The organism is Acidimicrobiales bacterium (assembly GCA_035536915.1).
In the GTDB taxonomy this organism is placed as follows: domain Bacteria; phylum Actinomycetota; class Acidimicrobiia; order Acidimicrobiales; family JAHWLA01; genus JAHWLA01.
In genome coordinates this window covers 1-13351 of sequence record DATLNE010000051.1, presented here as the reverse complement: position 1 = coordinate 13351, position 13351 = coordinate 1, and the positions used below count along the sequence as shown (strand labels likewise).

Here is a 13351-nt window from a genome sequence, read left to right as displayed (position 1 = left end):
CTAGAGGTCCTCGCTTTCGATGCGGATCGCCCGGGCGAACTCCTCGATGAGCCGAGCGCTGGAAGCCCTGATGACCACGGTGACGTGGTCGTTGACGGGGACCGTCAGGGTGAGGGTGCGGAGGTCGGTGGAGAGCGAGCCGATGCCGACCGCCGTTGTGGTCTCGATGCCGGCGCGCGTGGGCAGGCGGTCGGGCTCGAGCTCTTCGATGTCGACCAGCTCGCCGCCCCGCCGGAAGCGCCGCTCGACGGTCCCCTCCAAGAAGCGGCCCGCTTCGTCGAAGGTGGCCCACGTGGCATTGGGCAGGCGTTCGACGTCGGCAGGCACGTCGTACGACGTGGCGAAGACGAGGTTGGCCGAGTCGGGCAGTTTCACGCCCCGCCGTAGCGACGGCGGGGCGGGCGCGCCCTCGGCCTCGGCGGCCACCGGCGCCGCCTCGAAGGCGGACGCCGAGTCCGCGGGTGCGACGTCGAAGCGCACGGCCGTCGTGGAGCGGAGCAACCGTCCGCCGACCAGCCAACGCTCACGAAGGACCACTCCTTCCGGCGCGATGCAGAGCTCGGCGTGGTCGGCGTCGGTCGGAGGTTGCGAGGCCACGATCCCCACCGGCTCCCGGGTGCGGACGACGTCGCACTGCCTGCCCGCCACCTCGTCGCTGCCGCGAGCTTCGGCCAGCCCGTTGGCCGTCAGGAAGGGGAGGATTCCGTGGAGTGACGCCCCGTCGGCACGACGGCTCCCTTCGTCGACGAGGAGCCAGCCGTCGCCTACCCAACGCCACAGGCCCGCGTCGTTGGCCAGTGTGCCGTCGACGACGGCGCCGTCGCGACTCACCACCCGCTTGGAGTGGAAGGGCGCGCGGACGACGACCTCTTCCGTCGAACGCACCTCGCCTTCCTCCACCGCCCGCACGATGCGGTAGCCGGCGTCGGGAACGGCCGCGTCGCGGTCCGCCGCGGCGAGGCGCGGCACGAGGACGGCACCCACCAGCGCCGCGCCCGCGATCGCAGCCGCCACGCGCAGTCGGCTCATGGCGCCTTTGCACCGCCTTCGGGGCTGCCCTCGTCGAGGGCGGTAGCGCTGTGACGGGCCCACGTGAAGCCCGCCAAGGCGAGCAGGGCGACCACCATGTAGACGCGCATGCGGGTGGAGTCGACCGGGTCGGGCCGCGGGAAGGAGGCAGCGGCGGCGGGCAGGTTCCCGGAGGTGTCCTGCGGTGCGGGCGCGGCGGTCACCGGCGGCTGGGTCGGCAGCAGCGGCGCACCCGCGGTGAAGCTCGGCCCACTGCGGAACGATGTCGTGTCGGAGGAGACGAAGGTCGTCGTGGTGGTCGACGAGGTGGTCGTGGTGGGCGGGAACGACAGCGTCAGCGACCCGGGGTCGGGCGGTTCGAGCACGTAGCGGCCGGGGCCACCGGGCACGAGGACCACCTCGAGGCGGCCGTCGCGCACGAAGTCCTCCAGGTCCCAGAGGCGCAGCAGGCCGGCCCCTCCCGACGTCCCCCTGCTCCCGGCCGAGCAGTCGGCCTCCGGGCGCTCGGCCCAGGTGCCGTTCTCCACCCAGGCCACGACCCGGACCAGGCGACAGGCCACGGGGAACTCCGACGCAGGCGTCATTGCCGGCGTGGAGGTCATCTTCAGGGCCACGCTGTGGGGCGCCGCCCCTTCCGGGAGCGGCAGGGAGAACGCCGCCACCGCGGCCCACGATTCTTCCTCGTCGTACGAGGCGCCGTCGACGAGCAACTTGCCCTCGCCCACGTCGGGCGGGTTGGGCGGCGGCACGACGCCCGCGTTGAGCTTCGACCACCAGCCTGCCATCGGCTCGTCGGCGGCAGCAGTGGCAGGGAAGATCGCCAGGCCGGCCAGGAGCACGGCCACAACGGCGGTGGCGACATCGAGGCGACGCGACCGGAGCCGGGTCGGGAGGTCAACGGTGCTCGTACGCAATGCATCTCCCGGGAGTCTGGTGAAACCGACGACGAACCCCCCGCTCGATTGGACGTCTCCGCGTATTGTCTGCCTGGGCGGGCCCCCCGACCATGGGGAGTCGCCCTCTAGTTAGTGAGGGGCTGCGGGCTATCCGGCCACGCTCTGCCGGGCCAGCACGGCCTCGCGCACGGCGGCCCGCCGCACCTTCCCGGCATCGTCACGCAGCTGCTCGTCGACGAACTCGATCGAACGGGGCAGCTTGTACTTCACCAGCCGCTCTTCGAGGTGGGCGAGCAAGGCGTCGTCGGTGAGGCCGTCGGCTGCGTGCACGACCGCGTGCACCCGTTGGCCGAGGTCGTCGTCGGGGATGCCGACCACGGCGCTCGACTCCACCAACGGGTGCTCGTCGATGGCGGCCTCGACCTCGGCCGGGTAGACGTTGGCCCCGCCCGTCACGATCATGTCGGTGCGGCGGTCGCTGATGTAGACGTAGCCGTCCTCGTCCATCCAGCCCATGTCGCCCAGCGACTCCCACCCGTCGCGAACGCGCGCCTCGGCGCCGACGTAGTGGTAGCGGGGCGGCTCGTCGGAGGGCGAGCGCATGTAGATCTCGCCGATCTCGCCCGGCGGCAGCTGGTTGCCCTGCGGGTCGAGGATCATCATCTCGCCGAGGGCGGGCTTGCCCACGGCGCCGCGCTTCTCCAGCCACTCACGCCCGCTGATGACGGCGATGGCCTGCGCCTCGGTGCCGCCGTAGAGCTCGAAGACGCGGTCGGGGCCGACGAGCTCGATCCAGCGCTCCTTCAGCCACGGTGCGCACGGCGCGCCCATGTGCCACAGCATGCGCAGCGACGACAGGTCGAAACGACCGGGCTTCTCGTCGATGACCCGGAGCATGCGCCGCAACATGGTGGGCACGAAGCACGCCCACGTCACCTGCCGGTCGTGGACGGCCTGCAGCGCCACCTCCGGGTCGAAGCGGGGCAGCACGATGATGTGGTGGCCCATCCACAGGCCGAAGAAGCTCCAGCCGAACGGCGCGCTGTGGTACATCGGCCCCGGCACCAGCTGGACGTCGTCGGGCGCCATGCCCCAGCCGGCGCCCACTTCCTTGGGGAAGAGGCCGGGCTGGCCCGCCACGATCACCTTGGGACGGCCGGTGCTCCCGCCCGAGGTCGGCGCCTTCCAGGCCGGGGAGATGCGCTCGCCGGGCAGCGGCGAGTCGTCGAGCGAAGCGTCGATTTCGGCGCCCACGGGGAGCGTGGTGCGCCCCGGGTGGTCGTCGGCCTCGACGCCGACGATGAGCTTGGGGTCGGCCAGCTCCACGATCTCCTGGCGCTCCCGACGGGGCAGCCGCCACGAGATCGGCTGGGGCACCGCCCCGAGCTTCCACACCGCAGCGGTGGCCACGAAGAACTCGATGGAGTTCGGCAGGGCGATGGTCACGAAGTCGCCGACGCCGACGCCCAACTGCTCGTAGTGACGAGCAGTGCGGTTGGCCCTCGACTCCAGCTCGCCTCGGGTGATCGTGTCCGCACCCACGGTCACCGCAGGGGCGTCAGGGGCCTCAGCGGCCCGATCGGTGAACAGCTGCCCCAACGGCTTGATTTCCGGCATCTCCGTCACTGGCGTCCCTCCAGTCGCAGTCCCACGGTTGAGGCCAGACAACCAGGTTCGGGGGTTCCCGCCTACGGGAGGTCGCCCTGCAGATAGAGCCGTTTCGAGCGGTCAGCCGATGAGGCGCGAGCGGCCCGCCCAATAGGGCGCGCGCAGGTCCTTCTTGAGGATCTTGCCGCTTGGGTTGCGAGGCAACACGTCGAGGAAGTCGACGCTCTTGGGGGTCTTGTAGCCCGCCAGGCGCTCGCGGGTGAAGGCGATGAGCTCCTCGGCCGTGACCTGCTCGCCGGGGTGGCGCACCACCACGGCCTTGACCTCTTCGCCCCACCGTTCGCTGGGCACGCCGATGACAGCCACGTCGGCCACCGCGGGGTGGCGCATGAGGACGTTCTCGACCTCGATCGGGTACACGTTCTCGGCGCCGGTGACGATCATGTCCTTGACCCGGTCGTAGAGGTAGAGGTACCCCTCGGCGTCGAGCGACCCGGCGTCGCCGGTGCGGTACCAGCCGTCGTCGGTGACCGTCGCCGCGGTGGCGTCGGGCTTGTTCCAGTAGCCCTTCATCACTTGGGCGGAACGAATCCACACCTCGCCGATCTGGTCGGCGCCGACCGGGAGTTCGCTGTCGGTGTCGACGACTCGGAGCTCGACGGCGGTCATGGCCCGGCCTGCCGAACGCAGGCGCGGCGGGGCGGCGCCGTCGGCCCGGTGGTCCTCGGGGCGCAGCCAGGTGACCGCGCCGGTGGTCTCGGTCGCCCCGTACACCTGGTAGAAGTCGCAGTCGAACAGCTTGAGCGACACCTCCAGCAGCTCCTCGCTGATCGGCGCCGCCCCGTAGACCATCACCCGCACGGTCGAGAGGTCGGCGGTGGCCGCCTCCGGGGTGCCTGTGACGACGAGCAGCATGGCGGGGACGAGCAGCACATGGGTGACGCGGTGCTCGGCGATGAGCTCGAGCAGCCGCCTCGGGTCGAACTCGCGCATGACGACGGAGTGGGAGCCTTGGTACAGGCTCCACAACGCCCAACCCACGCCCCCCATGTGGAACAGGGGCATGCCGACGATGGCCGCCCCGTCGAGGGTGAAGCCCAGTTCGTCGCTGCGGGCCAGGAGGGCACCGAGGTTGCGGTTGTCGATCATGACGCCCTTGGGCTCACCCGTGGTGCCGCTCGTGTAGAGCAGCATGGCGACGTCGTCGGGGCTTGCCTCTCGGCGCTCGACGGGCCCGCCCGCGTCGCGCCACGAGGCGTACTCCTCCTCGATGACGACGACCTTCTCCAGCGACGGCACCTCGGCCTCCAGGCGCCGGGCCACATCGGCGAACTCGGCCGCCACCACGAGCACGCGCAGGCCCGCGTCGTCGGCCACGGCCACGATCTCGTCGGGGGCCAAGCGCCAGTTGACGGCGACGGTGACGGCGTTGAGCATGGCCGCCCCGAAGAGCACCTCGAAGTACTCGAGGCTGTTCTTGTCGTAGAAGCCGACGCGGTCGCCCGGCTCGACGCCCGCGCCCTGGAGAGCGGCGGCGACGCCGCGACTGCGCTCGGCCAGCTCACGCCAGCGGACGGTGACCTCGTCCATGGTGAGCGCCGGGCCGTCGGGGGTGGTCTCGGCCCAGTGGTCGAGAATGGCGGCCAGGCTCGATGCGCGTTCTGCAGGGGTCGTTGTCATGGTTGGCGCTCCCGTCACCCGGCTGTGAGGCCGCCGTCGATCGGGTACACCGACCCGGTGATGAAGACGGCGTCGTCGCTCACCAGGTAGCGAACGAGGCGGGCCACCTCCTCGGGCTGCCCCACGCGGCCCAGCGGCTGCAGCATGCCAAGGCCGGCGATGGCGTCGTCGCCGAAGGCGTTGCGGATCAACGGGGTGTCGACGATGGCGGGGCAGATGGCGTTGACGCGCACGTTCTGCGACGCCAGCTCCACCGCCGCCGACTTGGCCAAGCCGATCACGCCGTGCTTCGAGGCCGAGTAGGCCACCGACCCCGCCACGCCGCGCAGGCCGGCGGCCGACGAGGTGATCACGATGGAGCCGCCGCCGCTCTCGATGATGGCGGCGCCTGCCGCCTTGATGCCGAAGAAGACGCCGGTGAGGTTGACGGCGATGGTGCGATCCCACAGCTCGGCGGTGTGCTCCAGCACCGGCTGCGAGCCGCCCGTGCCTGCGTTCAGGTGGGCGATGTGGAGCGCGCCCCACTCGTCGACCACGCGCTCGACGACGGCGACATTGGCCGCCTCGTCGCTCACGTCGAGCGCCAGCGCGAGGGCCGTGCCCCCGGCGCTTTCGATCTCTTTGGCCGTGCGCTCGGCGGCGGCGAGGTCGATGTCGGTGCAGGCCACTCGGGCGCCTTCGCTCGCCAGCGTGGCGGCCGTGGCGGCGCCGATGCCCGAGCCCCCACCGGTGATGAAGGCGACCTTGCCCTCGAGAATGCCCATGGCTACTTCCTCTCCGCGTCGGGGTCGTCGACGACAGTCGACGGGTGGACGGGGCCGGCGAGGAGGAAGCAGCCCGAGACCACGCCGGCCTCTCGTTCCTCGGCGGTCAGGCCTGCGCCGATGTAGACGCCGTCCTCGACCTTGCGTACTTCGTCGACCAGGCCGATGGCCGCCGCCTCGTTGGCGAAGTCGCAGTAGTTCATGACCAAGCTGGGCTTGCCGTCGATGGCGGACTCGCCGACGAAGGTGGTGAACCGAAGGCTGCGCTTCACGGCGCCCTCCGGGGTGCGCCACATGTTGTAGCCCTCGCTCCTGGCGTCAGTGGTCCCGATGAACGCCTTGCCCAGCCACAGCCCGGCGGGCAGCTCCCCCGAGTACATGGCATCGACGACGGCAAGCTTGTCGTCGGACAGGCCGCGCACCGGCAGGTAGCCCGCGAACTCGCCGTCGGCTTCCGACAGCGAGGGCGGCTCCAGCGACCGGAACAGTTCCACCAGGTCGGGCTGGGGCGTGGCTACCAGCCGAGCCAGCCTCGCCAGCGCCCAGGACGTTTCTGCGGTCACTGTCATCGATCGCTCCTTCCAGGCGCGGGCCGATGCCGCCCGAGCGCACTGTACGAACGGCACCCCCGACGGGCACAGAGGGGATACCTCTACGCATAAGCGGCCCGTGCGGGAGCCCGCCGCCGTGCGTGATTTCGCAGTAGTTACGAGCGGGCTCGTAACTATTCCGAAATCAACGAGCGCCCTTAGCCGTAGGGCTGCCCCTCTTCCCACGCCGGGTGAATTGGAAGATGCTCACGGCATGGCGCATCTCAAGACGCCCTTCGACGGGACGGTGGCCCGGGGGTGGGAGGTCGTCGCGGGCTGTTTCGAGGACAGCCTGGCCGACGGCGAGCCCGGCGCCGCACTGTGTGTCTACGCCGACGGCCAGTGCGTGGTCGACGTCTGGGGCGGCGTGGCCGACGACCGCACGGGCCGCCGCTACACCGACGAGACCCTGCAAGTGCTGTCGTTCGCCACCAACGGGGCCGCCGCCCTGGTCGCCCTGCTGCTGGTGGACCGCGGCCTGCTGCACCCCGACCGGCCGGTGGCCGACTACTGGCCGGAGTTCGCCGCCTGCGGGAAGTCGGCCATCTCCGTGCGCGACCTGCTGGCCCACCGGGCGGGCGTGCCGGTGCTCCAGCCCGGGCCGCACCTGGCCGATCCTCCCGACTCGGCGCTGACAGCGGCCATGTTGGCCCGCCAGGAGCCCCTGTGGGCACCAGGCGAGGCCCACGGCTACCACGTCCACACCGTCGCGCTGGCCATCAGCGAGCTCGTCCGCCGCATCGACGGCCGCTCGCTGGCCACCTTCTTCACCGAGGAGGTCGCCGGCCCCTTGGGCCTGGAGCTCTGGTTCGGGCTGCCGGGCGACGAGGAGTGGCGGGTAGCGCCCCTGCGGGCGACGACCGGCGACGGCTCCTGGGGCATCGAGGCGGACAGCCTGCTGTGGCGGGCGGCCACCTTCGACGGTCACCTGCTCGTCACCTCGCCCTCGGTCAACCGGCGCGCCCTCCATGCGGGCGAACTGCCCGGCTTCGGCGCCGTCGGCAACGCCCGCTCGTTGGCCCGCATGTACGCGGCGATGATCGGCGACCTCGACGTCCCGCGCCTCTTGTCGCAGCCGACGGTGGACCTGGCGTGCGAAGTGGCCGCCGAGGGGGTCGACGCCGTGCTCGGCGTCCCCGGCCGCTACGGCCTCGGCTACGCACTGCACGCCGACGGCTTCCCGTTGTCGGGAGCGGGCACCCGCATGTTCGGGCAGGCCCCGGTGGGAGCCACCCGCGGCATGGCCGATGCCGACCGGGGCATCGCCATCGGCTACGCCACCACCAGGGTCACGTGCGGGCTGCGCGACCCGCTGGCCGAGCGCCTGGTGACGGCGGTCTACGACTGCGTCAGTTGAAGCGCCCGGCGTCGGACGCCCGGGCCAGCTCGAGGCGGGTGGCGCACCCCGTCTTGGCGTAGATGCGGGTGAGGTACGACTCCACGGTCTTGAGGCTGATCGACAGCGTCTGGGCGATCTCCCGGTTCGAGCGCGCCTCCTGCACGAGGCGGACGATCTGCGCCTCCGTCTCCGTGAAGATCGACGGCTTCGGCGCCCGAAAGCGCGGGACGGGCACGCCGTAACGGCGCAACGACGACGCGGCACGACGGCGCCACGGCTGGGCGCCCAAGCGGTGGAACGCCTCGTGGGCCACGAGCAGGTCGTCGAGGCGCTCGCGGCCGAGGTCGCCGAGCGCCAGTTGGGCGCGGGCTTCGACGAACGGGGCACGATGGCGACGCGCCAGCGCCGCCGCCTGGGTGAGGCGGTCGGCATCGGCCAGCACCGTGCCGACCACGCACAGGGCCTCGGTGCGGGCCGGGAACGACATGTCGTCGACGTCGACGGCAGCCAACTCCTCGGCCACCCGTCGTGCCTCATCCAGTGCGCCCGCGGCGTGCAGCGTCTCCGCCAAACGGGCTCGGAGCAAGACCTCGGCGACAGGGCGGGCCGTGCCCTCGGCCAGTTCCGCCTCCAACAGCCGCCGCGCCTCGGACGCGCTGCCACTGGCGAGCTCGATGCCCCCCATCGTCCACGCCCACTGCGCCCGGGTGGCAGGCGACTGCGGCTCGTAGCGGGCGAGCAGGTGGCGGGCCCGGCGCCAGTCGCCGCGGTTCGACTCGATGTCGGCGGCCACGGCGAGTACCGCGTCGAACTGCATGGGCGAGTGCCCCTCGTCGTCCACGCCGGCGATGACGTCGTCGGCCAGGCGCAGGGCGCTGTCCCAGTCGCCGACGTGCGAGGCCGTGAGCACGCGGCCGGTGGCCAAGGCGTTGCCGAACATGAGCAGCTTGGCCTCGTCGAGCAGGACGTCGGCACGAGCCTGGAACTGCTCGGCAGGCTCGATGCAGCCGACCAGGGCCGCTTGGAAGCTCATCACCGAGTAGGCGCCGAGCTGGGTCGACGGTGGCGCGTCGGCCAACTCCTCCTCGAGTTCGCGCCAGATGGCCGCCGCCTTGGAGACCCAGCCGTCACGGGCCCACAGGAGCCCGAGGTGACAGTGCGCGACCACCCGCTCCACGGGCGGCGCCTCGGTGAGCAGCGCCCGGGTGCGGGCCTCGGCGGCGAAGGCGTCGTCGTAGCGGCCGGTGACGTGGAACAGGTTCGCCGCTTGGGCCACGAACCGCACCGGCAACGGCTCCACCGCGGTGAGCAGGTCGACCAGTTCCTGCGCCTCGGCCAAGTTGCCCGCTTCCCACAACGCCTCCACGAGGAGGTACGTCGTACGGGCGTTGTCGGCGCTGGAGCCCGCCCGGGCCAGCACGCTGCGGCCCACGTCGACGGCCTCGTGGGGGCGGCCCGCAAAGAGCAGCGCCCGGGCCAGCCTGCCCAACAGCCAGTCACGCTTCGGGTGGTCCTCCGGCATGATCGCCAGGGCGCGGTGGTACCACGGCACCGCCGACCTCGGCGCCGACTCGGCCATGAGCTCGCCCGCCCGCACGATCACTTCGAGGGCCTGCTGGTCGCCCACCTCCGCCGTCTCGCCCGTGTGGTGGGCCAACTCCAGCGCCACTTCCCCGGTCGTCGGCAGCGTGGACAGCCACTCCGCCACCAGTTGGTGCCACCGCCACCGCGTGCCTGCGCCGATGTCCTGGTAGAGGGTGTCGCGCAGCAACTGGTGGCTGAAGCGGAAGGTGCCGTCGTCTTCCCCCAGCACCTGGCTGGCCACCAGGCCGTCGATGGCCTTGGCCACTTGGGCCAGGTCGAGCTGGGCCAGCGTGGCCACCAGCGAGAAGCGGTCGGAACGGAGCGAGCCGAGCAGGGCGACGGCCCGGGCGACGGTCCGGGCTTCCTCGCTGACCCGCAGCACTCGGCGCAGGACGACCTCGCGGCGGTCGGGCGACATGGGCGCCACCGGCTCCCGCAACGTCGAGCGGCCGCCTTCGACGGCGACGGCGTCGGCTTCGAGCAAGCTGAGCAGGACCTGGGTGACGAAGAACGGGTTGCCGTTCGTCGACCGCGCCACCGCCTCGACCAAGCGTTCGTCGGGCGGGGAACCGAGGGTGGCGGCCACGAGGGCTTCGACGGCCTGCTTGCCGAGGGGCCGGAGGTCGAGCCTGCGTAGGCGGTTCGACTCGGCCAGCTGGTCGAGCAGGGCGGCCATCGGCCCCCGCTGGGCCATCGACACCCGAGCCGTCCCCACTACGACGAGGGGGCTCTCCGCCGACCGGCGCAGCAGCGTCGTCAGCAGGGCCGCCGTGTCGTCGTCGCAGTGGCCGAGGTCGTCGACCACCAGGATCGTCGGGCCGTGCCTGCGCATGGCGTCGATGTAGCGGGTGGCGGCCCCGTAGGCCGCCACCATCGGCTTGTCGTTGGTGACGTCGAGCTGCTCGACCAGGCGGGCGGCCTGCTCGCGGACGTGCGGCGGCTGGTTGGACGGCGTCGAGCGCACCAACTGCAGGAAGACGGAGTACGGCAGCTGGCTCTCGATGTTGGACGCCGACGCGGCCAGCACCTGCCAGCCTGCCGCCTCACAGTCGGCGGCGAGCTCGGCCAGCAACCGGCTCTTGCCGATGCCCGCTTCCCCGCGCAGGAGGAAGGCCCCGCCGCCCGTGTCGACCAGGTCGGCCACGAACGCGCTGGCTTCGGCGAACTCGGCGTCGCGGCCGACCAGCGGGCTGGCGGCCGGGATGACGGGGGCGCTCACCGCCCGACCGGACGGGCGCGGCCGCGGCGAGGGCGCCGACGAGAGGGGCTCGTCGCCTGGTGCAGCGCGGCCCGCATCCCCGGCCTCAAGCAGGCGATGCGCCGACTGTCTCGGTGATCTGCTCGTAGAACAGGATGGAGCGGCTCTCGAGGTCGAGCACGTCGGTCGGCTGCCATGTCGGTGCCGCGGCGGCCAAGCCTTTCTTGGCGGTGGCCAAGTCGTCGGCTTCGATCTCGTACACACAGAGGTACTCGTGGGCGCGGCTACCAAGGCCGGGGTCGACGCTGGAGCCCCGGTAGCGGGTTGCCGCCACGAAGCCGGGCACCCCCAGCACCTCGGGAATGTGGATCTCGTCGTACCAGGCGTTGAACGCTTCGTTGCTCGTGCCGGACGTCCGATTCGTGAACGCCACCATGACTGCCTTCACCCCTGCCTCCGTTCCTCGGCCCCCGGTCGGCAACCTACGTCGCGCCCGCGCGGGCCCGGAACTGGGGATTTCCCTCCACCTAAGTGGTCCGGGGCCGGGTCACCGAACAAGCGATCGTCCGATGACCTCCCTCATTATTTCATTGGTGCCGCCGAAGATGCGCGAGGCCCGGGCATCGGCGTACAGGCGGGCCACGGGCTGCTCGACCATGAAGCCGTAGCCGCCGTGGAGTTGGACGGCTGTATCGACCACCCGGCCCTGCAGTTCGGTGCACCAGTACTTCGCCATGGCGGCTGTCTCGGGCGTCAAGGTGCCGCGGTTGCGGGCCTCCACGCAGCGGTCTACGAAGGTCTCGCCGATCTCCACCTCGGTGGCCATCTCGGCCAGCCGGAACCGGGTGTTCTGGAAGTCGGCGATGGGCCGGCCGAACGCCTCCCGTTCGGTGCAGTAGGCCAGGGCGAGCTCGAAGGCGGCTCGTGCCGCGCAGACCGAGGTCACGGCGATCGAGAGCCGCTCCTGCGCCAGGTTCCGGACCAGGGCGGCGAAGCCCGCGCCTTGGGTGCCGAGCAGGTTCTCGGCGGGGACATGCACGTTGTCGAAGAACAGCTCGGCGGTGTCCTGGGCGTGCATGCCGAGCTTGTCGAGGTTGCGGCCCCGTTCGAAGCCCGGCATCCCCCGCTCCACCACCAGCAGGGAGATGCCCCGGTGCGCCAGGGACGGGTCGGTCTTGGCCGCCACGATCACCACGTCGGCATTGATGCCGTTGGTGATGAACGTCTTCGATCCGTTGAGCACGAAGCCGCCGTCGGTGGGGATGGCGGAGGTGCGCATGCCCGCCAAGTCGGAGCCTGCCCCCGGTTCGGTCATGGCGATGGCCGCCACCAGCTCGCCCGAGCAGATGCCGGGGAGCCAACGCTTGCGCTGCTCCTCGTCGGCCAGGCCCACGAAGTACGGGAGGCACACGTCGTTCTGCAGGACCAAGCCGGTACCCGCCGTCCCCACCTGGAAGCGGTGCAGCTCCTCGGAGATGACCTGGTTGAAGCGGAAGTCGTCGACGCCACCCCCGCCGTCCTCGATCGGTGCCGCGAAACCGAGGAATCCGTGGCTCCCCGCAGCGGCGAACAGCTCGCGGTCGACGATGCCCGCCTCGTCCCAGCGGGAGGCGTGGGGGACCATCTCCTTTTCCACGAAGGAGGCGAACGAGGCCCGGAACTGCTCGTGATCGTCGGTGAGGTACTGGTGGCGCATCGGTACAGCCGACCATGAGGGTGGCCGCCCGACCAGGCATGGAACCCCTGAAAGTAAGGACTAACTGCCGGGAATTTCCGACTAGCTGGGGGCGCCGGGAAGGCGGACGCTCGTTCCCGTGACCGACCCCGCTCCCCTTCCCCACCGTTCCGCCCTGGTGACCGGCGGCTCCTCCGGCCTCGGCGCCGCTTCCGCCGAGGCCTTGCTGGCCGAGGGGTGGCACGTCGTCGTGCTCGACCGCGAGCCGGCGGGGCGGGGCTCCGAGCGGCTGCAGGAGCTCCAAGGCGACGTCACCGTGGCCGACGACGTGGCCGCCGCCGTCGATGCTGCGGCAGCCGCCGCCCCGCTGCGCCTGGTGGTGCACTGCGCGGGCACGGGCATCCCCGGTCGCACCCTCGACTCCGACGGCTCGGTGATGGCGCTCGACGTGTTCCGCCACATCGTCGACGTCAACTTGGGAGGGACGTTCAACGTCGCCCGCCTGGCCGCCGCCGCCATGGCTGCGCAGGAGCCCGACGAGCGCGGCGAACGGGGGCTGCTGGTGCTCACCGCCTCGTGTGCCGCCTTCGACGGCCAGGCCGGGCAGGTGCCCTACGCGGCCGCCAAGGCGGGCGTCGCCGGCATGACGCTCCCGCTGGCACGCGACCTGGCGCCCGTCGGGGTGCGGGTCATGACGATCGCCCCCGGCACCTTCGCCACGCCCATGTACCAGCCGCCCGAGGAGGTGCTCGCCGCGGCACCGCCCGAGGCGCGCACGTTCGTGGAGAACCTGCACCGCAGGCTGGAGTCGGAAATCCTCTTCCCGCGCCGCGTGGGCGAGCCCGCCGAGTTCGCCGCCCTCGTGGTCCACCTGGCGGCCAACCCCTACCTCAACGCCGAAGTCGTCCGCCTCGACGCCGGCCTCCGCCCCCGAGCCAAGTAACCCCCGTCCGAAGTTGCGTCGAAATCGCGCCGTTTTACAGCGCGA

General features: G+C 71.6%; 11 protein-coding genes. 2 read left to right on the top strand and 9 right to left on the bottom strand.

Features of this window, described 5'->3' with window-relative positions; translation table 11 throughout:
- The 6 genes from VM938_15965 to VM938_15940 all read right to left on the bottom strand — a co-directional run bounded on the left by VM938_15965 (position 1) and on the right by VM938_15940 (position 6546).
- Positions 1-1029 carry a hypothetical protein gene (locus VM938_15965; GenBank protein HVF76533.1) on the bottom strand — a complete coding sequence of 343 codons (1029 nt, stop codon included), beginning with the start codon at positions 1027-1029 and terminating at the stop codon, positions 1-3.
- Positions 1026-1943 carry a hypothetical protein gene (locus VM938_15960; GenBank protein ID HVF76532.1) on the bottom strand — a complete coding sequence of 306 codons (918 nt, stop codon included), beginning with the start codon at positions 1941-1943 and terminating at the stop codon, positions 1026-1028. The genes VM938_15965 and VM938_15960 overlap by 4 nt, the downstream gene beginning before the upstream one ends.
- Before the next feature lie 129 nt (positions 1944-2072).
- Positions 2073-3542 (bottom strand): AMP-binding protein, encoded by a 1470-nt coding sequence (locus VM938_15955; GenBank protein HVF76531.1) that lies wholly within the window; start codon positions 3540-3542, stop codon positions 2073-2075.
- Between the two features lie 111 nt (positions 3543-3653).
- Entirely contained in the window at positions 3654-5213 is a 1560-nt protein-coding gene (locus tag VM938_15950) for a long-chain-fatty-acid--CoA ligase (GenBank protein ID HVF76530.1), read from the bottom strand.
- 14 nt (positions 5214-5227) lie between these two features.
- Positions 5228-5977 carry an SDR family NAD(P)-dependent oxidoreductase gene (locus tag VM938_15945; GenBank protein HVF76529.1) on the bottom strand — a complete coding sequence of 250 codons (750 nt, stop codon included), beginning with the start codon at positions 5975-5977 and terminating at the stop codon, positions 5228-5230.
- A gap of 2 nt (positions 5978-5979) precedes the next feature.
- Entirely contained in the window at positions 5980-6546 is a 567-nt protein-coding gene (locus VM938_15940; GenBank protein HVF76528.1) for a hypothetical protein, read from the bottom strand.
- Positions 6547-6781: 235 nt separating this feature from the next.
- Here VM938_15940 and VM938_15935 point away from each other — a divergent pair, with 235 nt between their 5' ends.
- A complete protein-coding gene (locus VM938_15935) occupies positions 6782-7924 on the top strand; it encodes a serine hydrolase domain-containing protein (protein ID HVF76527.1) in 1143 nt (380 codons plus the stop codon).
- Here VM938_15935 and VM938_15930 read toward each other — a convergent pair.
- The 3 genes from VM938_15930 to VM938_15920 all read right to left on the bottom strand — a co-directional run bounded on the left by VM938_15930 (position 7917) and on the right by VM938_15920 (position 12384).
- Positions 7917-10709, bottom strand: coding sequence for an AAA family ATPase (locus VM938_15930; GenBank protein HVF76526.1), 2793 nt, complete (start codon positions 10707-10709; stop codon positions 7917-7919). The genes VM938_15935 and VM938_15930 overlap by 8 nt on opposite strands.
- 85 nt (positions 10710-10794) lie before the next feature.
- Entirely contained in the window at positions 10795-11136 is a 342-nt protein-coding gene (locus VM938_15925) for a hypothetical protein (GenBank protein HVF76525.1), read from the bottom strand.
- A gap of 99 nt (positions 11137-11235) precedes the next feature.
- Complete coding sequence (locus tag VM938_15920; GenBank protein HVF76524.1) at positions 11236-12384, bottom strand: acyl-CoA dehydrogenase family protein; 1149 nt, start codon at positions 12382-12384, stop codon at positions 11236-11238.
- A gap of 118 nt (positions 12385-12502) precedes the next feature.
- Here VM938_15920 and VM938_15915 point away from each other — a divergent pair, with 118 nt between their 5' ends.
- Positions 12503-13306, top strand: coding sequence for an SDR family NAD(P)-dependent oxidoreductase (locus VM938_15915; protein HVF76523.1), 804 nt, complete (start codon positions 12503-12505; stop codon positions 13304-13306).
- The last annotated feature ends 45 nt before the right edge of the window (positions 13307-13351 follow it).